This is a genomic window from Cupriavidus sp. SZY C1 (assembly GCF_032190535.1).
GTDB classification, from domain to species: Bacteria; Pseudomonadota; Gammaproteobacteria; order Burkholderiales; family Burkholderiaceae; genus Cupriavidus; species Cupriavidus pauculus_C.
In genome coordinates this window covers 1-26,820 of record NZ_JAUANU010000026.1, presented here as the reverse complement: position 1 = coordinate 26,820, position 26,820 = coordinate 1, and the positions used below count along the sequence as shown (strand labels likewise).

At 64.3% G+C, this 26,820-nt stretch carries 18 protein-coding genes, 1 tRNA gene and 1 pseudogene; 16 read left to right on the top strand and 4 right to left on the bottom strand.

Annotated elements, in window-relative coordinates; all coding sequences use genetic code 11:
- The 10 genes and pseudogenes from QTN24_RS24670 to rpoC all read left to right on the top strand — a co-directional run.
- A pseudogene (locus QTN24_RS24670) lies at window positions 1-120 on the top strand (elongation factor Tu); the annotation flags it as partial.
- An 88-nt stretch (window positions 121-208) separates the two neighbouring features.
- Window positions 209-284: transfer RNA gene (locus QTN24_RS24665), tRNA-Trp, on the top strand.
- 58 nt (window positions 285-342) lie between these two features.
- Window positions 343-723: a preprotein translocase subunit SecE gene (secE, locus tag QTN24_RS24660; protein WP_124683013.1), complete on the top strand. Its 381-nt coding sequence runs from the start codon at window positions 343-345 to the stop codon at window positions 721-723.
- Between the two features lie 10 nt (window positions 724-733).
- A complete protein-coding gene (gene nusG / locus QTN24_RS24655) occupies window positions 734-1,315 on the top strand; it encodes a transcription termination/antitermination protein NusG (RefSeq protein WP_124683014.1) in 582 nt (193 codons plus the stop codon).
- Between the two features lie 160 nt (window positions 1,316-1,475).
- Window positions 1,476-1,907: a 50S ribosomal protein L11 gene (gene rplK, locus QTN24_RS24650; protein WP_124683015.1), complete on the top strand. Its 432-nt coding sequence runs from the start codon at window positions 1,476-1,478 to the stop codon at window positions 1,905-1,907.
- Complete coding sequence (gene rplA, locus QTN24_RS24645) at window positions 1,908-2,603, top strand: 50S ribosomal protein L1 (protein WP_124683016.1); 696 nt, start codon at window positions 1,908-1,910, stop codon at window positions 2,601-2,603.
- A gap of 377 nt (window positions 2,604-2,980) precedes the next feature.
- On the top strand, window positions 2,981-3,502 hold the full coding sequence (gene rplJ / locus QTN24_RS24640) for a 50S ribosomal protein L10 (RefSeq protein ID WP_124683017.1): 522 nt from the start codon (window positions 2,981-2,983) through the stop codon (window positions 3,500-3,502).
- 60 nt (window positions 3,503-3,562) lie between these two features.
- Window positions 3,563-3,937 (top strand): 50S ribosomal protein L7/L12, encoded by a 375-nt coding sequence (gene rplL / locus QTN24_RS24635; RefSeq protein WP_124683018.1) that lies wholly within the window; start codon window positions 3,563-3,565, stop codon window positions 3,935-3,937.
- 436 nt (window positions 3,938-4,373) lie between these two features.
- Complete coding sequence (gene rpoB / locus QTN24_RS24630; protein ID WP_124683019.1) at window positions 4,374-8,480, top strand: DNA-directed RNA polymerase subunit beta; 4,107 nt, start codon at window positions 4,374-4,376, stop codon at window positions 8,478-8,480.
- 115 nt (window positions 8,481-8,595) lie between these two features.
- Entirely contained in the window at window positions 8,596-12,837 is a 4,242-nt protein-coding gene (gene rpoC, locus QTN24_RS24625; RefSeq protein ID WP_124683020.1) for a DNA-directed RNA polymerase subunit beta', read from the top strand.
- A gap of 139 nt (window positions 12,838-12,976) precedes the next feature.
- Here the strand turns inward: rpoC and QTN24_RS24620 are convergent, their stop codons facing one another.
- From QTN24_RS24620 to QTN24_RS24610, 3 genes are read right to left on the bottom strand one after another with little or no spacing between them, the layout of a single operon-like run.
- Complete coding sequence (locus QTN24_RS24620) at window positions 12,977-14,167, bottom strand: hypothetical protein (RefSeq protein WP_313840206.1); 1,191 nt, start codon at window positions 14,165-14,167, stop codon at window positions 12,977-12,979.
- Window positions 14,151-14,951 carry an outer membrane lipoprotein-sorting protein gene (locus tag QTN24_RS24615; RefSeq protein ID WP_313840205.1) on the bottom strand — a complete coding sequence of 267 codons (801 nt, stop codon included), beginning with the start codon at window positions 14,949-14,951 and terminating at the stop codon, window positions 14,151-14,153. The genes QTN24_RS24620 and QTN24_RS24615 overlap by 17 nt, the downstream gene beginning before the upstream one ends.
- Entirely contained in the window at window positions 14,948-17,350 is a 2,403-nt protein-coding gene (locus tag QTN24_RS24610) for an efflux RND transporter permease subunit (RefSeq protein ID WP_313840204.1), read from the bottom strand. Before QTN24_RS24610 ends, QTN24_RS24615 begins: the two co-directional genes overlap by 4 nt.
- A gap of 279 nt (window positions 17,351-17,629) precedes the next feature.
- Between QTN24_RS24610 and QTN24_RS24605 the strand changes: the two genes are divergently transcribed.
- Complete coding sequence (locus QTN24_RS24605; protein WP_313840203.1) at window positions 17,630-19,129, top strand: cytochrome D1 domain-containing protein; 1,500 nt, start codon at window positions 17,630-17,632, stop codon at window positions 19,127-19,129.
- An 11-nt stretch (window positions 19,130-19,140) separates the two neighbouring features.
- Window positions 19,141-19,494: a c-type cytochrome gene (locus tag QTN24_RS24600; protein WP_313840202.1), complete on the top strand. Its 354-nt coding sequence runs from the start codon at window positions 19,141-19,143 to the stop codon at window positions 19,492-19,494.
- A gap of 3 nt (window positions 19,495-19,497) precedes the next feature.
- On the opposite strand, the gene QTN24_RS24595 is transcribed toward QTN24_RS24600, so the two are convergent.
- A complete protein-coding gene (locus tag QTN24_RS24595; protein ID WP_313840201.1) occupies window positions 19,498-21,033 on the bottom strand; it encodes a PLP-dependent aminotransferase family protein in 1,536 nt (511 codons plus the stop codon).
- Window positions 21,034-21,216: 183 nt separating this feature from the next.
- Between QTN24_RS24595 and recQ the strand changes: the two genes are divergently transcribed.
- The 4 genes from recQ (at window position 21,217) to fusA (ending at window position 26,666) form a co-directional block, all read left to right on the top strand.
- On the top strand, window positions 21,217-23,067 hold the full coding sequence (recQ, locus tag QTN24_RS24590; protein ID WP_313840200.1) for a DNA helicase RecQ: 1,851 nt from the start codon (window positions 21,217-21,219) through the stop codon (window positions 23,065-23,067).
- Window positions 23,068-23,379: 312 nt separating this feature from the next.
- Window positions 23,380-23,757 (top strand): 30S ribosomal protein S12, encoded by a 378-nt coding sequence (gene rpsL, locus QTN24_RS24585; RefSeq protein ID WP_006576501.1) that lies wholly within the window; start codon window positions 23,380-23,382, stop codon window positions 23,755-23,757.
- A 208-nt stretch (window positions 23,758-23,965) separates the two neighbouring features.
- Window positions 23,966-24,436 carry a 30S ribosomal protein S7 gene (gene rpsG / locus QTN24_RS24580; protein ID WP_124683028.1) on the top strand — a complete coding sequence of 157 codons (471 nt, stop codon included), beginning with the start codon at window positions 23,966-23,968 and terminating at the stop codon, window positions 24,434-24,436.
- Window positions 24,437-24,554: 118 nt separating this feature from the next.
- The gene (gene fusA / locus QTN24_RS24575) at window positions 24,555-26,666 is read left to right on the top strand and encodes an elongation factor G (protein ID WP_124683029.1); all 2,112 of its coding nucleotides are present in this window, start codon (window positions 24,555-24,557) and stop codon (window positions 26,664-26,666) included.
- The last annotated feature ends 154 nt before the right edge of the window (window positions 26,667-26,820 follow it).

Sequence of the window (26,820 nt, the reverse complement as noted above, 5' to 3'; positions counted from 1 at the left end):
AACGTGTCGATCACCGTCAAGCTGATCGCCCCGATCGCCATGGAAGAAGGCCTGCGCTTCGCTATCCGCGAAGGCGGCCGTACCGTCGGCGCCGGCGTTGTGGCAAAGATCCTCGACTGATTTTCAGGTCGAACTGGCGAACGCGGCACCAACCAGTCGCGTTCGTTTGCCAGAGGGGTTGGCGTGAAGCCGGCCCCACAGTTGTTTTAGGGGTATAGCTCAACTGGCAGAGCGTCGGTCTCCAAAACCGAAGGTTGGGGGTTCGATTCCCTCTGCCCCTGCCAAATCAATCAGCCGCGTCGCAGGAACACCTGTGACGCGGCTTAGTCTCGTTTGCGAAACATGGCTAATCCCAATGTCGAAACCGTAGGCGCCTCGACCGGCAAGTGGATGCTTGTGGTCGCGGTACTCCTGGTGGTCGCCGGAGTCATCGGTTTCTACGCGCTGGCCCAGCAGCCGTCGTACGTCCGTGGCGCCGCGCTTTTTGCTGGCCTCGCCCTTGGCGTCGTGGTGGCGCTGGTCTCCGCGCCGGGCAAGGACTTTGTGGGTTTTGCGCGTGAGTCGTACCGGGAAGTTCGCAAGGTCGTCTGGCCGACGCGCAAGGAAGCCGGTCAGATGACCGGGCTCGTGTTTGCCTTCGTGGTGATCATGGCGCTGTTCCTGTGGTCGGCCGACAAGCTCATCGAGTGGGTCATCTTTTCGCTCGTCTTGGGCTGGAAATAAGAGGTAGCACATGACGGATAACGCTCAGCAGGAAACCACGGCCGCAGAATCGCCCGCTTCGAAGAAGCGCTGGTACGTGGTGCACGCCTACTCCGGCATGGAAAAGAGCGTGCAGCGCGCGCTGCAGGAGCGCATCGAACGCGCCGAAATGCAGGACAAGTTCGGCCGCATCCTGGTGCCCTCCGAAGAAGTGGTCGAGATCAAGGGCGGCCACAAGTCCGTGACCGAGCGTCGTTTCTTCCCCGGCTACGTGCTGGTGGAAATGGAAATGACCGACGAGACGTGGCACCTGGTGAAGAACACCAGCAAGGTGACTGGTTTCGTGGGCGGCGCACGCAATCGCCCGAGCCCGATCTCGCAGCGGGAAGTGGACAAGATCATGACCCAGATGCAGGAAGGGGTCGAGAAGCCGCGTCCCAAGACGCTGTTCGAAGTGGGCGAGATGGTCCGCGTCAAGGACGGCCCGTTCACAGACTTCAACGGCAACGTCGAGGAAGTGAACTACGAAAAGTCGCGCCTGCGCGTGACGGTCACGATCTTCGGACGTGCAACGCCGGTCGAGCTCGAGTTCGGCCAGGTCGAGAAGGTTTAAGGATTTTGTCCGGCGCAGCCCCTGAGGCGGCGCCGGGCGGATGGAGCGGCCCGCAAGGGCCCTCAAGAGGAGCGTGAGGTCATGCCCGGCATGACGATAGCGCGTTACGACTCAACAGGATCTGATTCCGCAACAGGAACGGATCCGGATTGGAGTAGAGATGGCCAAGAAGATCATTGGCTTTATCAAGCTGCAGATTCCGGCTGGTAAGGCAAATCCCTCCCCGCCCGTTGGTCCCGCACTGGGTCAGCGTGGTCTGAACATCATGGAGTTCTGCAAGGCGTTCAACGCCCAGACCCAGGGTATGGAACCCGGTCTGCCGGTGCCGGTGGTGATTACCGCCTTCGCCGACAAGAGCTTCACGTTCGTGATGAAGTCGCCCCCGGCGACCGTGCTGATCAAGAAGGCAGCCGGCCTGACCAAGGGTTCGGCCAAGCCGCATACCGACAAGGTTGGCAAGATCACCCGCGCCCAGGCTGAAGAAATCGCGAAGGCCAAGAACGCCGATCTCACCGCTGCCGATCTCGAGGCCGCCGTGCGTACGATCGCTGGTTCGGCGCGTTCGATGGGCATCACCGTGGAGGGTCTGTAAATGGCTAAGGTTTCGAAGCGCGTCGCCGCCAACAAGGCGAAGATCGAGCGCACCAAGTTCTACCCGATCGACGAGGCCCTGAGCCTGGTCAAGAGCTGCGCCTCGGCGAAGTTCGACGAGTCGATCGACGTGTCCGTGCAACTGGGCATCGACGCCAAGAAGTCGGACCAGGTTGTCCGTGGTTCCGTCGTGCTGCCGGCCGGTACCGGCAAGAGCGTCCGCGTGGCCGTGTTCGCCCAGGGCGACAAGGCTGAAGCCGCCAAGGCTGCTGGCGCCGACGTGGTGGGCATGGAAGACCTGGCCGAGCAAGTCAAGGCCGGTAACCTGAACTTCGACGTCGTGATCGCCTCGCCGGACACGATGCGTATCGTCGGTACGCTGGGCCAGATCCTGGGCCCGCGCGGCCTGATGCCGAACCCGAAGGTTGGCACGGTGACGCCGGACGTCGCCCAGGCCGTGAAGAACGCCAAGGCTGGTCAGGTGCAGTTCCGTGTCGACAAGGCCGGTATCATCCACGCCACCATCGGCCGTCGCTCGTTTGAAGACGCCGCGCTGAAGAGCAACCTGAGCGCCCTGCTGGACGCCCTGGTCAAGGCCAAGCCGGCCACGAGCAAGGGTGTGTACCTGCGCAAGGTTGCCGTGTCGTCCACGATGGGCGTTGGCGTCCGCGTCGAACAGACCTCGCTGGCAGCCTGAGCTGACGGCAACCGCCTGACCGGAACCCGATAACGCCGGCCAGGGGAAGAATTGAGGATCGCGGCGCTGCCGCGATCGTCGCAAGGCTTTGGGCAGTGGCATCAGCCAGGCAGATTTGCCGGGCAGGTGTTGCTGGTTATCAAAGACCGCTGGTGTTCACACCGCGACGGCTCTGCCGACGCAGCGTGGACTTAATCGGTCGGCCCTTGCGGGGCTTGCCCCGATGGCCGCCGGCCCGCCAGCGCAGATGGCGCACCCGAAGGGATTGATGATGCCGGAGCATTCCGGTGGATTCGGGCCAATCGGACGCCGTTCGTTTGGACTGATGCGTGAGGCGACGGGCAACCGCCGCATTCGCATCGTTTTGGAGCTTAACCGTGCCACTCAATATTGAAGATAAGAAGGCCGTCGTTGCTGAGGTTTCGGCGCAAGTCGCCAAGGCCCAGACCATCGTCGTGGCCGAATATCGCGGCATTACGGTTGGCGATCTGACCAAGCTGCGTGCTACCGCTCGCCAGCAAGGCGTGTACCTGCGTGTTCTGAAGAACACGCTGGCTCGCCGTGCCGTCGAAGGTACGCCGTTTGCAGGCCTCGCAGAGCAGATGACGGGTCCGCTGATCTACGGTATTTCCGAAGATGCAGTGGCCTCGGCCAAGGTTCTGAACGACTTTGCCAAGACCAACGACAAGCTGGTCCTGCGCGCAGGGTCGTACAACGGCAACGTTCTCGATGCTGGCGCCGTCAAGGCCCTGGCTTCGATCCCGAGCCGCGACGAACTGATCGCTCAGCTGCTTGGCGTGATGCAGGCGCCGGTGTCGGGCTTCGCCCGTCTGCTGGCCGCGCTGGCTGCCAAGAACGCCGAAGGCGCTCCCGCGGAAGCGGAAGCCCCGGCTGCCTGAGCTGCCGCATAGACAGATCGCAATACCGATCCCGAATCAAATCTAGTAGGAGTAATCCAAATGGCAATCACTAAAGACGACATCCTGGAAGCCGTTGGCGCGATGTCCGTGATGGAACTGAACGACCTGGTCAAGGCGTTCGAAGAGAAGTTTGGCGTGTCGGCTGCCGCCATGGCTGTGGCTGCTGCCCCGGGCGCTGGCGGTGCCGCCGCTGCTGAAGAAAAGACCGAGTTCAACGTGATTCTGGCCGAAGTTGGCTCGAACAAGGTTGGCGTGATCAAGGCCGTGCGCGAGATCACCGGTCTGGGCCTGAAGGAAGCCAAGGACCTGGTCGATGGCGCACCGAAGCCCGTCAAGGAAGGCGTGGACAAGGCTGCTGCCGACGAGGCCAAGAAGAAGCTGGAAGAAGCCGGCGCCAAGGTCGACGTCAAGTAAGTGGTACCGCGCGTGCCTCTGTGGCACGCGGCAGGGGCTGGCAAAGGGAAATTCCCGGCGCCAGCCTTTTTGCGCTTATGCGGGTGTGTTCGATGCGGCACCCAGCTAGAACGCAGACCGGTCCGGATGGACGAAATGTGAAGTAGCGTATGCTTCGGCAGGCGATATCGATCGCTGCCTCAGCAGAAGCCAAACATCAGTGGCACACTAGGTGGTTGCTGATGTTTGTCTTCTGAACCGACTGCAGAAGACAAGTTTGGTCGGGTGCCCCCCGGACGTGTGCAGGCATTGCGCCGTGCAATGACCACACCGTCCGCAGCGTGCGGGCACCGTCAGCCAGAGGTTGGTAGCGGCCAACCGCCAAATCCCCTCCCAGTCGCTGAACACCTCAGGTGCCGGCAAGGTCCAGCCAGTCCTGCGATGATTCGGAGATCCCATGGCGTACAGCTTCACCGAAAAGAAGCGCATTCGCAAATCCTTTGCGAAGCGTGCGACGGTTCATCAGGTTCCATTCCTGCTTGCCACACAGATTGAATCCTACACCCAGTTTTTGCAAGCGGAAACGCCGGCCGCGCGTCGCAAGAGCGAGGGCCTGCAGGCCGCTTTCAACGCGATTTTCCCCATCTCCTCCCATAACGGGCTTGCCCGTATGGAGTTCGTCTCGTATCACCTGTCCAACCCGCCGTTCGACGTCAAGGAATGCCAGCAGCGCGGCCTGACGTTCCACTCGGCCCTGCGCGCCAAGGTTCGCCTGATCATCAACGATCGCGAGAACCCGGGCAAGGTGAAGGAAGTGAAGGAGCAGGAAGTCTACATGGGCGAAATCCCGCTCATGACGTCGACCGGTTCCTTCGTGATTAACGGCACCGAGCGTGTCATCGTTAGCCAGCTGCACCGTTCGCCGGGCGTGTTCTTCGAGCACGACAAGGGCAAGACGCACAGCTCGGGCAAGCTGCTGTTCTCGGCACGGATCATCCCCTACCGTGGCTCGTGGCTGGACTTCGAATTCGATCCGAAGGACATCCTGTACTTCCGTGTGGACCGCCGCCGCAAGATGCCGGTGACGATCCTGCTGAAGTCGATCGGCCTGACGCCGGAACAGATCCTGGCCCACTTCTTCGTGTTCGACAACTTCACGCTGCAAAGCGAAGGCGCACAGCTGGAATTCGTGCCCGAGCGCCTGCGCGGTGAAGTCGCGCGCTTCGACATCGCCGACAAGAACGGCCGCGTCGTGGTGGAAAAGGACAAGCGGATCAACGCCAAGCACATCCGTGACCTGGATTCGGCCGGTACCAAGCTGATCAGCGTGCCGGAAGACTACCTGCTGGGCCGCGTGCTGGCCAAGAACATCATCGACCCCGATACGGGCGAGGTGATTGCCAACGCCAACGACGAGCTGACCGAGACGCTGCTGGAAAACCTGCGCGAAGCCGGTGTCAAGCAAATCCAGACGCTGTACACGAACGACCTGGACCAGGGCCCGTACATCTCGCAGACGCTGCGTGCCGACGACACCGCCGACCAGACGGCCGCGCGGATCGCCATCTACCGCATGATGCGCCCGGGCGAGCCGCCCACCGAGGACGCCGTGGAAGCGCTGTTCCAGCGCCTGTTCTACAGCGAGGAATCGTACGACCTGTCGCGCGTTGGCCGGATGAAGGTCAACAGCCGCCTGTCGCGCCCGAGCGGCGAGGGCAGCATGGTGCTGCAGGACGAGGACATCCTCGAGACGATCAAGATCCTGGTGAACCTGCGCAACGGCAAGGGCGAAGTCGACGATATCGACCACCTGGGCAATCGTCGCGTGCGTTGCGTCGGCGAACTGGCGGAGAACCAGTTCCGCGCCGGCCTGTCGCGCGTGGAGCGTGCCGTGAAGGAACGTCTGGGCCAGGCCGAGACCGAGAACCTGATGCCGCACGACCTGATCAACTCGAAGCCGATTTCGTCGGCCATCCGCGAGTTCTTCGGTTCGTCGCAGCTGTCGCAGTTCATGGACCAGACCAACCCGCTGTCGGAAATCACCCACAAGCGCCGCGTGTCGGCCCTTGGCCCGGGTGGTCTGACGCGCGAGCGCGCCGGCTTTGAAGTCCGCGACGTGCACCCGACCCACTATGGCCGCGTGTGCCCGATCGAAACGCCGGAAGGCCCGAACATCGGCCTGATCAACTCGCTGGCACTGTACGCCCGCCTGAACGAATACGGCTTCCTGGAGACGCCGTACCGCAAGGTGGAAAACAGCAAGCTGACCGACCAGGTGGACTACCTGTCGGCCATCGAGGAAGGCAAGTACGTGGTTGCCCAGGCCAACGCGACCGTCGATGCCGAAGGCAACCTGATCGACGAACTGGTGTCCGCCCGCGAAGGTTCGGAGCGTGAAACCCGCATGGTCACGCCGGACCGCGTGCAGTACATCGACGTGGCGCCGTCGCAGATCGTGTCGGCCGCTGCATCGCTGGTGCCCTTCCTGGAGCACGATGACGCGAACCGTGCACTGATGGGCGCCAACATGCAGCGCCAGGCCGTGCCTTGCCTGCGTCCGGACAAGCCGCTGGTGGGTACCGGCATCGAGCGTACCGTGGCCGTTGACTCGGGCACGGCCGTTCAGGCAATGCGTGGCGGCGTGGTCGACTATGTCGACGCAATGCGCGTGGTGATCCGCGTGAACGACGACGAAGCCGTGGCCGGCGAAGTTGGCGTGGACATCTACAACCTGATCAAGTACACGCGTTCGAACCAGAACACCAACATCAACCAGCGTCCGATGGTGAAGGTTGGCGATATCGTTGCCCGCGGCGACGTGATTGCCGACGGCGCCTCGACCGACTTGGGCGAGCTGGCACTGGGCCAGAACATGCTGGTGGCGTTCATGCCGTGGAACGGCTACAACTTCGAGGATTCGATCCTGATCTCGGAGCGCGTGGTGGCCGAAGACCGCTATACCTCGATCCACATCGAGGAACTGTCGGTCGTCGCCCGCGACACGAAGCTCGGACCCGAGGAAATCACGCGCGACATCTCGAACCTGGCCGAAGCGCAACTGGCGCGTCTGGACGAGTCGGGCATCACGTACATCGGCGCCGAAGTGGAAGCCGGCGATGTGCTGGTGGGCAAGGTCACGCCGAAGGGCGAGACCCAGCTCACGCCGGAAGAGAAGCTGCTGCGCGCCATCTTCGGCGAGAAGGCTTCGGACGTGAAGGACACGTCGCTGCGCGTGCCGTCGGGCATGAGCGGCATCGTGATCGACGTGCAGGTCTTCACCCGCGAAGGCGTGACGCGCGACAAGCGTGCCCAGTCGATCATCGACGACGAACTGAAGCGCTACCGCCTGGACCTGAACGACCAGCTGCGTATCGTGGAAGGCGATGCCTTCCAGCGTCTGGAGCGCCTGCTGCTCGACAAGACCGTCAACGGCGGTCCGAAGAAGCTGGCCAAGGGCGCCAAGCTGACGCGCGAGTACCTGGCCGACCTGGACAAGTACCACTGGTTCGACATCCGTCCGGCCGACGAGGAAGTGGCTGCCCAGCTGGAAGCCGTCAAGGAAGCCATCGAGCAGAAGCGCCACGAGTTCGACCTGGCCTTCGAAGAGAAGCGCAAGAAGCTCACGCAGGGCGACGAACTGCCGCCGGGCGTGATCAAGATGGTCAAGGTGTACCTGGCCGTCAAGCGCCGCCTGCAGCCGGGCGACAAGATGGCCGGCCGTCACGGTAACAAGGGTGTGGTGTCGAAGATCGTCCCGATCGAAGACATGCCGTACATGGCCGACGGTACGCCGGCGGACATCGTGCTGAACCCGCTGGGCGTGCCGTCGCGGATGAACGTGGGCCAGATTCTGGAAACCCACCTGGGCTGGGCCGCGCGCGGCCTGGGCCAGCGTATCGGCGACATGCTCAAGGCGCAGGCCAAGGCCACCGAACTCCGTCCGCTGCTCGCGCAGATCTACAACGAGAGCGGCAAGGCGGAAGACCTGGACAGCCTGTCGGATGCCGAAGTGCTGGAACTGGCCTCCAACCTGAAGAAGGGTGTGCCGTTTGCCACGCCGGTGTTCGACGGTGCGCACGAGGCCGAAATCCGCCGCATGCTCGACCTGGCCTACCCGGACGAGATCGCCAAGGAAAAGGGCCTGACCGCATCGAAGCAGCAGGTCACGCTGTTCGACGGCCGCACCGGCGAGGCGTTCGAGCGTCCGGTCACGCTGGGTGTGATGCACATGCTGAAGCTGCACCACCTGGTCGACGACAAGATGCACGCGCGTTCGACCGGCCCGTACTCGCTGGTGACGCAGCAACCGCTGGGCGGCAAGGCCCAGTTCGGTGGCCAGCGTTTCGGTGAGATGGAAGTGTGGGCACTGGAAGCCTACGGCGCGTCGTACGTGCTGCAGGAAATGCTGACGGTCAAGTCCGATGACGTGAACGGCCGTACGAAGGTGTACGAGAACATCGTCAAGGGCGAGCACTCGATCGATGCCGGCATGCCGGAGTCGTTCAACGTGCTGGTGAAGGAAATCCGCTCGCTGGGTATCGACATCGACCTGGATCGCTACTGATCCAGGTTTGATGCGGGTGCCGGCACGGCCGGTACCCACCAGCGAAGGTTTCCCACAGGATTGAATGCCGCCGCGCCGGACAGACTCCGGCCCGGTGGCGAAACAAGGAGTTGCAATGAAAGCATTGCTCGATCTCTTTAAGCAGGTTCAGCAGGAAGAGCAGTTCGACGCGATCAAGATCGGCCTGGCATCGCCGGAGAAGATCCGTTCGTGGTCGTACGGCGAAGTGAAGAAGCCCGAGACGATCAACTACCGTACGTTCAAGCCGGAACGCGACGGTCTGTTCTGCGCCAAGATCTTCGGGCCGATCAAGGACTACGAGTGCCTGTGCGGCAAGTACAAGCGCCTGAAGCACCGTGGCGTGATCTGCGAGAAGTGCGGCGTGGAAGTGACGCTGGCCAAGGTACGCCGCGAGCGCATGGGCCACATCGAACTGGCCGCCCCGACCGCGCACATCTGGTTCCTGAAGTCGCTGCCGTCGCGTCTGGGCATGGTGCTCGACATGACGCTGCGCGACATCGAGCGCGTGCTGTACTTCGAGGCATTCGTGGTGCTGGAACCGGGCATGACCCCGCTCAAGAAGAGCCAGATCATGTCCGAGGACGACTACATCGCCAAGTGCGACGAGTACGGCGAAGGCGAATTCGTGGCCATGATGGGTGCCGAGGGCATCCGTGAACTGCTGCGCGGCATCGACATCGAGAAGCAGATCGAACAGATCCGCGCCGAGCTGCAGGCCACCGGTTCCGAAGCCAAGATCAAGAAGTTCGCCAAGCGCCTGAAGGTGCTGGAGGCGTTCCAGCGTTCGGGCATCAAGCCCGAGTGGATGATCCTGGAAGTGCTGCCGGTGCTGCCGCCCGAACTGCGTCCGCTGGTTCCGCTCGATGGTGGCCGTTTCGCCACGTCGGACCTGAACGACCTGTATCGCCGCGTCATCAACCGTAACAACCGCCTGAAGCGCCTGCTGGAACTGAAGGCCCCCGAGATCATCGTGCGCAACGAAAAGCGCATGCTGCAGGAGGCCGTCGACTCGCTGCTGGACAACGGCCGTCGCGGCAAGGCGATGACCGGCGCCAACAAGCGTCCGCTGAAGTCCCTGGCCGAAATGATCAAGGGCAAGGGCGGCCGCTTCCGTCAGAACCTGCTGGGCAAGCGCGTGGACTACTCGGGCCGTTCGGTCATCGTGGTGGGCCCGACGCTGAAGCTGCACCAGTGCGGCCTGCCGAAGCTGATGGCGCTGGAGCTGTTCAAGCCGTTCATCTTCCACAAGCTGGAAACGATGGGCATCGCCACCACGATCAAGGCGGCGAAGAAGGAAGTGGAAAGCCAGACGCCGGTGGTGTGGGACATCCTCGAAGAGGTGATCCGCGAGCACCCGGTGATGCTGAACCGCGCGCCGACGCTGCACCGCCTGGGCATCCAGGCGTTCGAGCCGGTGCTGATCGAAGGCAAGGCCATCCAGCTGCACCCGCTGGTCTGCGCGGCGTTCAACGCCGACTTCGACGGTGACCAGATGGCCGTCCACGTGCCGCTGTCGCTGGAAGCCCAGATGGAAGCCCGCACGCTGATGCTGGCGTCCAACAACGTGCTGTTCCCGGCCAACGGCGATCCGTCGATCGTGCCGTCGCAGGACGTGGTGCTGGGTCTGTACTACACGACCCGCGACAAGATCAACGGCAAGGGCGAGGGCATGACGTTCGCTGACATCAGCGAAGTCATCCGCGCCTACGAGAACAAGGAAGTCGAACTCGCGTCGCGCGTGAACGTGCGGATCACCGAGTACGAACTCGTGAACAAGGACGCCGACGGCGATGCCCGTTTCGCGCCCAAGATCACGCTGCAGGCCACCACGGTCGGCCGCGCGATCCTGTCCGAGATCCTGCCGAAGGGCCTGCCGTTCTCGGTGCTGAACAAGCCGCTGAAGAAGAAGGAAATCTCGCGCCTGATCAACACGGCATTCCGCAAGTGCGGCCTGCGCGAGACCGTGATCTTTGCCGACAAGCTGCTGCAGTCGGGCTTCCGCCTGGCCACGCGCGCCGGTATCTCGATCGCCATCGACGACATGCTGGTGCCGCCGCAGAAGGAGAAGATCATCTCCGACGCGGCTGCCAAGGTGAAGGAATACGACAAGCAGTACATGTCGGGTCTGGTGACGGACCAGGAGCGCTACAACAACGTCGTGGACATCTGGGGCGCCGCGGGCGACCAGGTGGGCAAGGCGATGATGGAGCAGCTCCAGCACGAGGACGTGGTCGATCGCACCGGTGCGACGGTCAAGCAGGAATCGTTCAACTCGATCTACATGATGGCGGACTCGGGTGCGCGCGGTAGCGCGGCCCAGATTCGTCAGCTTGCGGGGATGCGCGGCCTGATGGCCAAGCCGGACGGCTCGATCATCGAAACGCCGATCACGGCGAACTTCCGTGAAGGCCTGAACGTTCTGCAGTACTTCATCTCGACCCACGGTGCGCGTAAGGGCCTGGCCGATACGGCACTGAAGACCGCGAACTCGGGTTACTTGACCCGTCGTCTGGTCGACGTGACGCAGGATCTGGTCGTGGTGGAAGACGATTGCGGCACGACCAACGGCGTGGCCATGAAGGCGCTGGTCGAGGGCGGTGAAGTGATCGAAGCCCTGCGCGACCGTATCCTGGGCCGTGTGACCGTGGGCGACGTGGTGAACCCTGAAACCCAGGAAACCGCGATCGAAAGCGGCACGCTGCTGGACGAAGACCTGGTCGAGCTGATCGACAACATCGGCGTGGACGAGGTCAAGGTCCGCACGCCGCTGTCGTGCGACACGCGCTACGGCCTGTGCGCCAAGTGCTACGGCCGCGACCTGGGCCGCGGCGTGCTGGTGAACTCGGGCGAAGCGGTGGGTGTGATCGCCGCGCAGTCGATCGGCGAGCCGGGTACCCAGCTGACCATGCGTACGTTCCACATCGGTGGTGCGGCATCGCGTGCGGCAGTGGCGTCGAGCGTGGAAGCCAAGGCCACCGGTACGGTGCGCTTCACGGTGACCATGCGCTACGTGACCAACGCCAAGGGCGAACTGATCGTGATCTCGCGTTCCGGCGAGGCACTGATCACGGACGACCACGGCCGCGAGCGTGAACGCCACAAGATCCCGTACGGTGCCACGCTGCTGGTGCAGGACGGCCAGGCCATCAAGGCTGGCACGCAACTGGCCACGTGGGACGCGCTGACGCGCCCGATCGTTTCCGAGTACTCGGGCACGATCAAGTTCGAGAACGTGGAAGAAGGCGTGACCGTCGCCAAGCAGATGGACGAGGTCACCGGCCTGTCGACCCTCGTGGTGATCGACGCCAAGCGCCGCACGGCTGCCACCAAGGGCCTGCGCCCGCAGGTGAAGCTGCTCGACGCGAACAACCAGGAAGTCAAGATCCCGGGCACGGACCACTCCGTGACCATCGGCTTCCAGGTGGGCGCGCTGATTACCGTGAAGGACGGCCAGCAGGTGCACGTTGGTGAAGTCCTGGCGCGTATCCCGACCGAATCGCAGAAGACCCGCGACATTACCGGGGGTCTGCCGCGTGTGGCCGAGCTGTTCGAAGCCCGTTCGCCGAAGGACGCCGCCGTGCTGGCGGAGGTCACCGGTACGGTGTCGTTCGGCAAGGACACGAAGGGCAAGCAGCGCCTGGTCATCACGGACCTGGACGGCAACGCCCACGAGTTCCTGATCGCGAAGGAAAAGCAGGTGCTGGTGCACGATGGCCAGGTGGTGAACAAGGGCGAGATGATCGTGGAAGGTCCGGCGGACCCGCACGACATCCTGCGCCTGAAGGGCATCGAGGAACTGGCGCACTACATCGTGGACGAGGTGCAGGACGTGTACCGTCTGCAGGGCGTGAAGATCAACGACAAGCACATCGAAGTGATTGTTCGTCAGATGCTGCGCCGCGTGCAGATCCAGGAAGTGGGCGACACCAAGTTCATCCCGGGTGAACAGGTGGAGCGTTCGGAACTGCTCGACGAGAACGATCGCGTGATCGCCGAAGGCAAGCGTCCGGCCATCCACGAGAACCTGCTGCTGGGTATTACCAAGGCGTCGCTGTCGACCGACAGCTTCATCTCGGCGGCATCGTTCCAGGAAACCACGCGCGTGCTGACCGAAGCCGCGATCATGGGCAAGACCGACGACCTGCGTGGTCTGAAGGAAAACGTGATCGTGGGCCGCCTGATCCCGGCTGGTACCGGCCTGGCCTATCACCGTGCCCGCAAGGCACGCGAGGCCGCCGAGCGCGAACGCGCCCAGGCGATCAGCGACGAAGAGCAGTCGCTCTTCATCGAGCCGCCGGTGGTGCAAGCCACCGAAGGCGACGGCGACGCAGTCTGATCGCGTCCGACCCTACCGCGGTAGTCAAGAACCCGGCTCGAAAGAGCCGGGTTTTTTTTCGTCCTGGAGGGCTTGCTGGCGCTGGCTCGGGGCTCCACCATCCATCGCACCGGTCTAGTCCGCTGGGCGACGCGAGGCCTCAAAAGCTGTGGTTCAGATTGATCTGGAAAACACTGTCATGGCAGATCGGCGCAAAGGGGCTGTCACTGTTGCACGCGGCCTTGCGTGCCTGAAGGGACAGGCGGATGGACTGCCCGAAGCGCCGGCTGAACTCCAGGCGATGGATCAGCACGCGGTTGGCGCGGTCGTGCAGGATGCCGTACAGAAGCTCCGCGTCGCCGGGCTCGTTGAACCGCAACCGCACGCCGCCGAACAGGGCGTTCTTGTAGAGCGCCAGCGGCGCGCTGTCGTCGCGGTCGTCCCGCAGGATCTCGAACAGCAGGGAGACATCCAGGCTCGGTTGCGTCACCGTGTACTCCCCGCCAGCGGTCCAGGACCAGAAAGGGCGTCCCTGTCCCCGTCGATGGATGGCCTCGCCTTTCCATAGCATGCTGCCCACGGGCACCTGTGCGGTCAGGCCAAGCTGACGGATGCGTCGGTAGTTCGCGGTCAAGTCCGCCGAGAAGTCCAGCTCGCGCGACAGGCCATCGAAAACATAGGCGCTCAGGTCGCCTGGGCCGACCGTACCAGACCAGTACACCGCCACATCATTGGTGCGCAGCCAGGGCGACAGCCCATGCGGTGCGTTATCCGTCGCCACGGGGCCTACGCGCAGGCGGCTGCCCGTGCCAAGCAGCGGCCGGGGGCGGAACCAGGGCATCCAGTACGCGGCGAACCGGCCATACCGATCGGTGAAGCGCGTATAGGACAGCATCGGCTGGCCGAGCTTGGCCTGCAGATCGATATCCGCGCGCGTGTCCACCTGGTTGATGATGTTGGCCGGATGGCTGGACTCCATTACGCTCCAATCGACGGTCTCCATCCCGACTTGCCAGAGGTTGTCACCGTCCTCATAGCGCAACTGGGCTTCGCGCGCATCAACGTACCGCATCGCAGTGTCCGTCGTGTCGAGCCGCGCGTAGATCGTCAATCGCGCCGACAATCCGGGCACCGCCGGATGCGTGACGATCCAGCCGGGATTCAGGACCAGCGCACCCGAATGCCAGCGTTGGTCCGGCAGCGCGGGGCGACGGTTGAACAGCCGCGCTTCGATTCCGATGCTGCCCGACGTCTCGACGTCAGGCACGGCCTCGGTGCCACCGGATGCAAGACCGAAGCCGATGGCCGCGCACCACCGCGCAGCGATCCGCCGGCTAACGGACATATTCAAGCCGCTGCGGCAGGAAGTCCTGGCGGTTGATGCTCGATTCGCGGAACCTGTAGTTGCGCATGTTGATGCGCGTGGACTTGCCCGTCTGGTGATTCAGCATGGACATCCAGGCCGGCTTCAGCAGACGACCCTCGTAGCGTTCATATCCGCCGGTCTCCAGCGTCTTCTGCAGCGCGCCGCGCCGGTCATAGAACTCCGTCTTCAGCGTGACCCATCGCTCCTTGTCGATCCACAGCAACTGTCGGGTATAACCCGAGCCTTCGTAACGCGGCACGCGCTCCAGCTTGAAACTGGGCCGGTCGGCCACCGTTTCCTCGCCAACCAGCGTGTGGCTGAACTTGCGCGGCAACTGCGACGTCAGGTCCTCGAAGGAAAACTCGCTGCCAAGGAACGAGCCCGACCTGTTGTCGGACGCAATGCGCCGGGTCCGCTTCAGCGACGGCAGGTATAGCCATTGGTCGTCGGGTTTGTCGGCGTGCGAGAAGGTCAGGAAGGCGGTGTGCTTGATGTCCGCCGGCGCTTCGAAGACGATCAGATGCTTGTCGCCATCGTCTGCGACCTCCAGCACCGCGCCTCGCATCCGCCGCACGCTCTCCCGGCCCTGCCGATCGCGCAGGATCATCTCCATGTCCATCCGGTAGCTGTCGAAGCCTCTCTCCCGCGCGTAAGCTTCTGCCGCAATCGCTTCCCCGGGGTCCGGGGCACCGGCCGAGGTTCCACCGTGCACCGGCACCGCGGCGAGCACGAAAAGGAGTACGGCCAGCCTTGAAACGGTTCGCATCATGGCGTCAATGTTCCCTGTGTCATGGTTGATGGCAATGGCTTGTCGAGTTCGCGCGTGGCGCGGCGGTCCATCACGTAGAGCAGCGGCGGCAGGACCACCAGGTCGATCACGCCGGCAATGCCAATGGTCAGCAGCGACATGATTCCCAGGTTGGCATTGAGATCGAAGTGCGACAGCGTCAGGGCGCCGAATCCCAATACCAGCACGATCGTCGTCAGGACCAGCGCGACACCCGAACTGCCATACGCGTACTCGATTGCCGCGCGGGGCGGCAGCCCCTGCCGGGTCCGCGCCGCGTGATACTTGTAGATGCTGTGGATGGTGTCGTCGACGATGATCCCGTAGGCCAGGACGCTGACGATTGCGACCGACATCCCGACCTGCCCCACCGTGGCGCCCCAGACGCCAAAAGCCAGCAGCGAGGGCAGGACATTCGGCAGCAGGCTGGCGATGCCAAGGCGAACACTCTGCATGGCCACCGCAATAACCAGCGAGATCAGCAGGATCTGCAGCACATACCCCTTCAGTGTCCCGGGGATGTTGGACTGGCCGATGCGCGCAAACATCATGGACGGGCCGGTGCCGTGCGTGGCCATCGTGTCAGGCAGGTTCGCGCGCATCCAGTCATGCGCGCGGCGATCGAACGCCACCAGCTCCGCGGAAGAGATGTCGGCGAGCACCACGGTCAACCGGCTGGCGGATCGGTCGATCCGGATCTGATCGTTGAGGCTGAGCCCCGGTGGCAGCGACATCTCGAAGAGCAGCAGCATCTGCGCGCTCTGCACGTCGTCATCCGGGATGCGATAGGCCGCTGGCGAGTCGTTCTCAAGCGTGCGGTGAATCCGCTTCACGATGTCGGATAACGCGCTGACATGATGAACCTCGGGCTGCGACCGCAGCCACGCGGCAAGACGATCGACGTCCTGCAGATAGCTGGATGACGCAACCGACGTACCCGCCGGCGCCGCCAGGGAATAGTGGACCGCGTGCACGCCCGTCAGATGGGCGCTGATGAAGTCCGTATCGCGCCGAAACTCGACGGCGGGGCTGAAGTAATCGACGAAGTTGTCTTCGAGCTGGTTTTGCGCGGCGTAGATGCCGCCGAGGACCGCCAGCGCAGCCGCGCATCCGAAGATCGGGCGTCGCCGATCGACCATTGCCACGGCAAACCTGCCCAACGCTTGGCCCTGCCGCAGCAGACGGCTGTTGCCTTTCAGCGGCAGCAACGCCAGGCAGGCGGGCAGGAACGTCACCGAGAAGATGAAGATCGCCAGGGCCCCCGTACCCAGTATCACGCCAAACGTTGCAATCGGCGGCACGTCGGACAGGCACATGCTGAAGAAGCCCAGGGCGTCCGTGCCACACGCCATGGCCACGATCGGCAGGTTGATGGCCACCGATTCACGGACGGCGTCCTGCTGGCCCAGCCCGGCGGCCATGCGCCGCACGGCATAGACGATGACGTGCAGGCTGCACGCCACGGCGATCGTCGTCAGGATGGTTGGCGCCGACACCGACATGGCGGTGAGCCGGAGCCCGAACCATCCGGCCATTCCCAGCGACGCGACGATCGACAACGTCATGACCAGCAGCGCCGCCAGCACGCCCACCGCACTGCGCAAGGCGATGAACATCACCACCAGGATCAGCGCGTACATCAGCGGCGTCAGCGTCTCCAGGTCATTCTGCGCCTGCTCCTCGAACGCCGTATCGAGCAGGATGCCGCCGCTGGCCTTGATCTTGATGTCGGGATACTCGGCCCGATGCGCCTCTATCAGTCTGCGCAGCCCATGCACGGCTTCCGGCATGCTCGCTTCGGTGGGCGCCGGGAGCGCAAAGCTGATGTTCACGCCCGACACGGCGCCGTCGTGCGAGACCAGCCGGCCCACCAGCGATGTCTCGCCCATCGCAATGGTCCGGATTCGCTCGATGCCGCTGGCGGTCTCGGCAAGCTCGGCCCGGTAGAGCGGACGAACCCGAAGCAGATCGGCGTCCGCCTCGGCGTGCTGATGATTGGTCAGGCTGTCCACGCGCCGCGCGTGCGGCAACGACCAGGCTTTCTCGGTGAACGCCGCCATGGCGCCCAGGGCGCGGGCCGAGAACACCGTGCCATCACCAGGCACGAACGCGACCAGGGCATCGTAATCGTCGGAATACGAGTGACGAAGGGATTGATGCGCGAGCAGCTGGGGGTCGTCGGGCCGAAAGAAGTCGCGGTAGTCGCTGCTGAAGCCCAGGCGATCCAGTCCAACGGCCGCAAGCGCGCAAAGGCAGATGGAGAGCGCCAGCACCAGCCTGCGCCGACGCATCAGCCAGCAGGCGTAGCGCTCCGCCCATCGGCTGCCGGGTACTGGGGTGTGCTCGCTGCTGAAACTGTAGTGGTCCTGCTGGCCGCTCATCGCTCCTCCCCCACTGAGATTCCTCTGGGCAGATTGGAGCCGTTCGGCATGCGGGCAGCAAGCGAAGAATCCTTAAAGTGCACCTGATCTGGCGCAAACAGTGCTTCGAATCCGTACCCACGGGCGCGCGCTTTCCATCCCCTGTGGGCGTCGCTGTCCGCGCGCAGACTTGTGTAGTCGCCACCAGCAGAGCGTGGCGTTCCCCACAAAAGGTAAGCGATGCTAGGAAAAGTGCTAGGGACCGTTTTGGCGGCCGGCGTGTCGTCGGCCATATCGGCCATGCCCGCGGACGCCCTCAAGCGTGCGGACGCGCTGTACCAGGCCAACTGCGCGGTGTGCCATTCGGCCAGCCGGGGCGGCTATGTCGGGCCGGCCCTGCACAAGGACCGGCTGGTGCAGAGCGAAGCCGCGCTTCGCGGCACGATCATGACCGGCATTCCTGACACGCTGATGCCGCCATTCCATTCGCGCATGGCGGACGAGGACATCCGGCTGGTCTCGCAGTACATCAAGACGCAGCCAGTGGGGCGCCCCGAATGGTCGATGCAGCAGATCCGCGACAGCCTGCAAGTGCTGGTCGATGAATCGACGCTGCCGTCGAAGCCCAGCTACCAGATTGGTTCGGTCTACGACCTGATGGTGGTGATGGCGCGCGGCCGCTACGGGCGCGGCACCGGCGGCGACAACGCGAAGACCGTGTTCCTGGACGGCGCCACGAACAAGGTGGTTGGCGAGATCGCCACGCCGGTTGCGCCGCACATCATGGAATTCAGCCCCGTGGAGGCGCGCTGGGCGTGGCTCAAGAGCGACGACGGGCATGTCTACAAGATCGACCTGTACACGCTCAAGGTGGTGCGCAAGGTCAAGACGGGGCTGACCGGGCCCGGCATCGCCGTGTCGAACGACGGCAAATGGCTGGCCGCGAGTTCGATCGTGCCGAATCTCGTCGTGATCCTGAAGGCGGATACGCTGGAGCCCGTGAAGTACCTGCGCCTGGAGGGCAAGGACCCCGATGGCAAGTTCATCCAGTCGGCCGGCGGGCCGGTGATCGGGAGCCGGATCAACAACAGGTTCGCGCTGACGTTGCGTCAGGCGGGACAGATCTGGATCGTCGACCCCGACCGCGAAGGCATGCCGGTGACCAAGCTCGAGAAGGTCGGCCGGATGCTGCACGACACGTTCCTGACGCCCGATGGCCGGTACTCGATGGTGGCGTCCTACGGCGACAACAAGATCGTGGCCATCGACCTCAAGGAGAACAAGGTGGCGCGCGACATCCCGGCGGGCTGCCAGCCGCACGTGGGGTCCGGCGCGGTGACGCCGGTGGGCGGCCGGATGCTGGCGTTCGGCACCAATATCGGCCAGTGCGACAAGGGTGACGTCGTCACGGTGTGGGACACGGCCGACTTCTCGGTGGTGAAGAACATCGCCGTGGCAGGCCCGACGGAGTCGCCGGCGGCGCATCCCGACGCGCCGTACGTGGCTGTCGACATCGTCAGCAAGGACAAGAAGGCGTCGCAGATCCAGCTGATCGACAAGCAGACGCTGGAGGTGGCGCGCACGCTCGATGCAGGCGGCCATGCGTTCTTCCCGGAGTACACGCGCGACGGCAAGTACCTGTACGTCAGCGCCGGCTACTACGGCGACCGGCTGCGGATCTACGACAGCAAAACCCTGGCGCTGGTGGCCGAGCACAAGATGGAAAGCCCGGCCGGCATCTTCTCGCGCGCCCGTACCCAATGGATCTCGGTGGGTTTGCCGCCGACGCGCAAGCACTAAGGAGCCCGACCATGACACGTTCTCATTGGAAACTGCCGGTCGCGGTGCTGGCATGGCTTGGCGTGGCCGCGGCGGCCCAGGCGGCTGCGGGCGTTGAGGGGGGCAAGCCGGTGCAGAAGCCGGCCGACAAGCTGGCGGCCATCCTGCCGATGTGCGCCACCTGCCATGGTGTGGACGGCATCAGTAGCGTCGGCCTGTATCCGAACCTGGCCGGGCAGAAGGCCGAATACCTGGCCAAGCAGCTGCGCGACTTCAAGGCCGGCCGGCGCGACGATGCCGTGATGCGGCCAATGGCGGAGCCACTCGACGACGCCGCCATCGACGCCTTGTCCCGCCACTTCGGCGCGATGCGCGCCGCGCCGTAGCGATCAGGCGTCGAGGCCGGCCGGTGCGTCTGCATCGGCCGCCCGCCGCCGGCATGCGCCGACGGCCAGCTTGAGCCGGACCAGCGCCTGGCGGATCTGTTCCACGTTCTGCGACGCATAGCCGAGGAGCAGGATCCGCTGGGCCGCGGCCGGGATGAAGCCGCAGGCGGCCTCGTGCAGCGGATACAGCCGGATGCCGTGCGCCAGTGCGCGATCCGCGACGCTGGCGGCGGTCGGCCCATCGGACGGCAGATGGAGCGCGACGTGCATGCCCGTGTCCGCGCCGCTGATGTGGCATCGGCCGTCCCAGATGTCATGCAGCCCGGCGAGCAGGGCGTCGCGCTGCTCGCGGTAGCGGCGGCGCAGGCGGTACAGATGCCGGCTGTAGTCGCCATATTCGATCAGCCGCGCCAGCACGGCCTGTTCGAGCCATGGGCAGCCATGGTTGAGCAGCGCCTTGCGGCGCGCGATGGCGTCGGTCAGCCAGGGCGGGCAGGCCATGAAGCCGAGCCGCAGGCCCGGCCCGAGCACCTTTGAGAACGATCCGACATAGACCACCCGGGAAGGATCCATCGCCATCAATGGCGGCGGCGGCGCGCCTTCGTAGGCGAAGTCGCCGTCGTAGTCGTCCTCGATGACGCAGGCGCCGGACTGGGCGGCCCAGCGCAGCAGGGCGCGGCGCCGGTCCATCGACATTGTGTAGCCCAGCGGGTACTGGTGCGAAGGCGTGGTGTAGACCAGCCGCACAGGCCCGGACGGCAGCGCATGGGCGCAGAGCCCGTCCGCATCGACCGGTACACCAATCGGCGTCGCGTGGGCAAGCTGGGGCAGGTTGCAGAAGCCGGCATAGCCCGGCGATTCGACCACGACGCGGTCGCCATGGTGGACCAGCTGCGCGGCAAGCAGGTGCAGGGCTTCCTGCACGCCGGAGACGATCAGGATCTGTGTCGGCTCGACGGCCAGCGCGCGCGTGGCGGCCAGGTAGTCGGCAATCTGCATGCGCAGGCCCCAGAGCCCTTCCGCGGGCGGGTATTCGCTGATGGCCTGGCGCATCTGCCGCAGCAGCGGGTTCGACAGCATGGCCCAGCGGCGGGCCGGGAATGCATCGGGCGCCGGACGGCCAAGCTTGAAATCGTGGATCACCGGCAGGCGGGGCGGCGAGGTATGGACGCCGGGCGGGCACACCGCTGCGCGGGCGGGGGATTCCATGGGCGGCGGCGCGGCCTCGGCCGGCATGGCCGATGGTGGCACCGGTGCCGGTGGCGCCGAGGCACGCGGTATGGCATCGGCCACATAGAAGCCCCGGCCCGGCTCGCCGCGCAGCAGCCCGGCATCGGTCAGGCCCTCGTAGGCGCCGACCACGGTGTTGCGGGACACCCGCAGCGTGGCGACCAGGCACGTGATCGATGGCAGGCGGTCGCCGGTCTGCAGGCGTCCGGTCACGATCATGCGCTCGACCTGCCGCATGATCTGTCGCTTGTAGGGCTCCGGCCCCCCGCGCATGATCTCGATCGGAAGGGTGAAGGCATGGCGCTGCATGGTGTCTTGTGGTGGGAACCTGAGTCGCCATCGTAGGACGGTGGCGCCACGCCCTGCTTGTGCTGGCGCAAGACAGCCGGCCGCATTTGGCATCCACGCGACATCGCCACGGCCGCACCGGACCTGCGCGCCGCGTGCGGTGGTATGGTTACGCCTTTCCCGCTTTCCGTATCCGGCTGTCCCATGTCGCGCGCCCTGGCGATTCTCAAAGAAGTCTTCGGCTATCACGCCTTCCGCGGCAGGCAGGCCGAGATCATCGACCACGTGGCCGATGGCGGGGACTGCCTGGTCCTGATGCCCACCGGTGGCGGCAAATCGCTCTGCTACCAGATTCCCGCGCTGCTGCGCCAGCAGGCCGGCCATGGTGTCGGCATCGTCGTTTCGCCATTGATTGCGCTGATGCAGGACCAGGTGGCGGCGCTGACCGAAGCTGGCGTGCGCGCCGCGGTGCTGAACTCGACGCTGAGCAGCAGCGAGGCGTCGGCCGTGGAGCGCGACCTGCTGGCCGGCCGGATCGAGGTGCTGTACGTGGCGCCCGAACGGCTGATGACGCCGCGCTTCCTGGACCTGCTGGACCGCACGCGCGTGGGGCTGTTCGCCATCGACGAGGCGCACTGCGTGTCGCAATGGGGGCACGACTTCCGGCCCGAGTACATCCAGCTTTCGGTGCTGCACGAGCGGTTCCCGAACGTGCCGCGCATCGCGCTCACGGCCACCGCGGACTCGCTGACGCGCAACGAAATCATCGAGCGGCTGGCGCTGGACGATGCGCGCGTCTTCATCTCCAGCTTCGACCGGCCGAACATCCGCTACCGCATCGTCGAGAAAGACAACGCCAGGCAGCAATTGCTGGCCTTCATCAAGGCCGAGCACATGAACGGCGACGGCGGGCACGACAGCGGCATCGTCTACTGCCTGTCGCGCAAGAAGGTGGAGGAAACCGCACAGTGGCTGGCCGGCCACGGCATCAACGCGCTGGCCTACCACGCCGGCATGGACGCCCAGGTGCGGCAGCACCACCAGGCCCGGTTCCGCGAGGAGGAGGGCATCGTCATGGTGGCGACGATTGCGTTCGGCATGGGCATCGACAAGCCGGATGTGCGCTTTGTGGCACACCTGGACTTGCCGAAAAGCATGGAAGGCTATTACCAGGAAACCGGCCGCGCCGGCCGCGACGGGCTGCCGGCCAACGCGTGGATGGCCTATGGCCTGGGCGACGTCGTGCAGCAGAAGCGCATGATCGACGAATCCGAGGCGGACGACGCCCACAAGCGGGTGTCGTCCGCCAAGCTCGACGCGCTGCTGGGTTTGTGCGAAACGGCCGGCTGCCGGCGGGTGCGGATCCTGGCCTACTTCGACGAGTCGGCCGGGCCGTGCGGCAACTGCGACACCTGCCTGGAGCCGCCGTCCACGTGGGACGGCACCCGGGAGGCGCAGATGGCACTTTCCTGCGTCTACCGCACGGCGCAGACGAGTCGCGTCCATTTCGGCGCCACGCACCTGATCGACGTGCTGCGCGGCAACTCGACCGAGAAGATCCGCCAGTGGGGCCACGACAAGGTGTCGACCTTTGGCATCGGCAAGGACTTGTCCGTATCGGAATGGCACGCGATCTTCCGCCAGCTCATCGCCCACGGGCTGCTGGTGATCGATCACGGCGGCCATGGCGCGCTGCTGCTGGGCGAGCCGGCCCGGGCGGTGCTCAAGGGTGAGCAATCGATCACACTGCGGCGCCAGGTCAGCAAACCGGCCAAGTCCGGAGAGCGGGCAGGGCGCGGCGGCACGCGCACCGACCACACCGCCACGATGGACGCTGACACGCTGGCCAACTGGGAGGCGCTGCGGCGCTGGCGGACGGCCACGGCCAAGTCGCATGGCGTGCCGGCCTACGTGATCTTCCACGATGCCACGCTCGCCGAGCTGGCGCGCAGCGCGCCGGAGTCTCTGGACGACCTGGCGGAGGTGCCCGGCATCGGGGCGTCGAAGCTGGAGCGGTACGGCGACGAAATCCTCGAAGCGCTGCGGGCGGTGTGAGGCCAGCTGGACGCGGCCCGTATACGTATACGCCGCGTATACCCCTTGACCGTTGCAAACCACGCTGCTAGAGTGCCAGATTCGAGTTTTTGGCTTCGGATTTCGCTCGTCCGTCGGGTTTGTGGCGCTTCAGGTGCCCGGCAGGCAGGACGACAGCGGGATCCCGGCAAGCTCGCGCTCTTTGGCAAGTCTGTCACTTCACAGCCCTTCCTACAGAGCGTCCTGCTCGCCTTTCCCGCCCAAAACCCGTTGTTGCCCCTTGGTCAGATGCTGGCGGAGGGGTGTTTTTGTAAAACCAAGCTGGATTGAACAATGCCAACTATCAACCAACTGGTTCGCAAGCCGCGTGTCTCTGAAGTCATCAAGAGCAAGAGCCCCGCGCTTGAGAACTGCCCGCAGCGTCGCGGCGTGTGCACCCGCGTGTACACCACGACGCCGAAGAAGCCGAACTCGGCACTGCGTAAGGTCGCCAAGGTGCGCCTGACCAACGGTTTCGAAGTCATTTCGTATATCGGCGGTGAAGGCCACAACCTGCAGGAACACTCGGTCGTGCTGATCCGCGGCGGCCGTGTGAAGGATCTGCCGGGTGTGCGTTACCACATCGTCCGTGGCTCGCTGGACCTGCAAGGCGTGAAGGACCGCAAGCAGGCCCGTTCGAAGTACGGTGCGAAGCGTCCGAAGGCTGCCTAAGCTTTCGCGCAAAGCAATATCCGACGGCCGTGACGATGCGTCATGGAGCTGTCACCAGGCGGCGGTAAAACGGAGCGTTTTTTGTGCGCCGTGCCGTCGAGTAAGTGGTCACCCGGCGAATTTGTCCAGCCTGATGCTGGCAAGCTAGTTGGTGGCCGGAGAGCGGAAACATTCAGACCGCCTCTCAACTGAATCTTAAGGAAAGAAGATGCCACGTCGTCGTGAAGTCCCCAAGCGGGAAGTTCTGCCTGATCCGAAGTTCGGCAATGTCGAAGTTGCCAAGTTCATGAACGTGCTGATGCTGGACGGCAAGAAGTCGGTTGCCGAACGTATCGTGTACGGCGCGTTCGACCAGATCGAAAAGAAGGCAGGCAAGGCCCCCATCGAAGTGTTCTCCGTTGCGATCAACAACGTGAAGCCGGTGGTGGAAGTGAAGAGCCGTCGCGTGGGCGGTGCTAACTATCAGGTTCCGGTCGAAGTCCGTCCGTCGCGTCGTTTGGCATTGGCGATGCGTTGGCTGCGCGAGGCCGCGAAAAAACGCAGCGAGAAGTCGATGGCGCTGCGCCTGGCAGGTGAGCTGATGGAAGCTGCAGAAGGCCGTGGTGGCGCAATGAAGAAGCGCGACGAAGTACACCGCATGGCCGAAGCCAACAAGGCGTTCTCGCACTTCCGCTTCTAAGGCGCGCGAAAAACGCTGTTGGTTGCCGGGCGGGCTGTGTTTTCACACATCTCGCCCGTTTGTGTTAGGGGCGCAGCCCATGAGATTGCTGCGCCTCACGGACGAATAGAGGATTAAAGTGGCTCGTAAGACTCCCATTGAGCGCTACCGCAATATCGGTATTTCGGCTCACATTGACGCGGGTAAAACCACCACGACCGAGCGGATCCTGTTCTACACCGGTGTGAACCACAAGATCGGTGAAGTGCACGACGGCGCGGCCACGATGGACTGGATGGAGCAGGAGCAGGAGCGTGGCATCACGATCACCTCCGCTGCTACCACCGCCTTCTGGAAGGGCATGGGCGGCAACTACCCCGAGCACCGTTTCAACATCATCGACACCCCGGGCCACGTGGACTTCACCATCGAGGTGGAGCGTTCCATGCGCGTGCTGGATGGCGCCTGCATGGTCTACTGCGCAGTGGGTGGCGTGCAGCCCCAGTCGGAAACCGTCTGGCGCCAGGCCAACAAGTACGGCGTGCCGCGTCTGGCGTTCGTCAACAAGATGGACCGTACCGGCGCGAACTTCTTCAAGGTCTACGACCAGCTGAAGACCCGCCTGAAGGCCAACCCGGTGCCCGTGGTGGTGCCGATCGGCGCCGAAGACGGCTTCCAGGGCGTGGTCGACCTGCTGGAAATGAAGGCCATCATCTGGGACGAAGCCAGCCAGGGCGTGAAGTTCGAGTACCAGGACATCCCGGCCGAGCTGAAGGACACCGCTGACGAATGGCGCGAGAAGATGGTCGAGTCGGCCGCCGAAGCCAGCGAAGAGCTGATGGAAAAGTACCTGGGCGGCGAAGAGCTGACCCGCGCGGAGATCGTCAAGGCGCTGCGTGACCGTACCATCGCCTGCGAAATCCAGCCGATGCTGTGCGGCACCGCGTTCAAGAACAAGGGTGTGCAGCGTATGCTGGACGCCGTGATCGACTTCCTGCCGTCGCCCGTGGACATCCCGCCGGTCAAGGGCGTAGACGAAAGCGACGACGAGAAGAAGCTGGAGCGCAAGGCCGACGATAACGAGAAGTTCTCGGCGCTGGCCTTCAAGATCATGACCGACCCGTTCGTCGGCCAGCTGATCTTCTTCCGCGTGTACTCGGGCAAGATCAACTCGGGCGACACCGTGTACAACCCGGTGAAGCAGAAGAAGGAGCGTCTGGGCCGTATTCTGCAGATGCACGCCAACCAGCGCGAGGAAATCAAGGAAGTGCTGGCCGGCGACATCGCCGCCGCGGTGGGCCTGAAGGACGCCACCACGGGCGACACGCTGTGCGATCCGGCTGCCCCGATCGTGCTCGAGCGCATGGTGTTCCCGGAGCCGGTGATCTCGCAGGCCGTGGAGCCGAAGACCAAGGCCGACCAGGAAAAGATGGGCATCGCCCTGAACCGCCTGGCCGCCGAGGATCCGTCGTTCCGCGTGCGTACCGATGAAGAATCGGGCCAGACCATCATTTCGGGCATGGGCGAGCTCCACCTGGAAATCCTGGTGGACCGCATGAAGCGCGAATTCGGCGTGGAAGCCAACATCGGCGCCCCGCAGGTGGCCTACCGCGAAACCATCCGCAAGAAGGCCGAGGACGTCGAAGGCAAGTTCGTCAAGCAGTCGGGCGGCCGCGGCCAGTACGGTCACGCCGTGATCACGCTGGAACCGCAGGAGCCGGGCAAGGGCTTCGAGTTCATCGACGCCATCAAGGGCGGTGTGATTCCTCGCGAATACATCCCCGCGGTGGAGAAGGGTATCGTCGACACGCTGCCGTCCGGTATCCTGGCCGGCTTCCCGGTGGTGGACGTGAAGGTCACGCTGACGTTCGGTTCGTACCACGACGTGGACTCGAACGAAAACGCGTTCCGCATGGCCGGCTCGATGGCTTTCAAGGAAGCCATGCGCAAGGCCAGCCCGGTTCTGCTGGAGCCGATGATGGCCGTGGAAGTGGAAACGCCGGAAGACTACACGGGTACCGTGATGGGCGATCTGTCGTCCCGCCGCGGCATCGTGCAGGGCATGGACGACATGGTTGGCGGCGGCAAGATCATCAAGGCCGAAGTCCCGCTGTCGGAAATGTTCGGTTATTCCACGGCGCTGCGCTCGGCCACCCAAGGCCGCGCCACGTACACCATGGAATTCAAGCACTACGCCGAGGCGCCGAAGAACATCGCCGAAGCCGTGATGACCGCCAAGGGCAAGCAATAAACGTCGCACCGCCACGCATGACCTGCGTGGCGGCGCAAAAGAATCGAATCAGACTGTATTCCATTAGGAGCTGAAACATGGCAAAGGAAAAGTTCGAGCGGACCAAGCCGCACGTGAACGTAGGTACGATTGGTCACGTTGACCACGGCAAGAC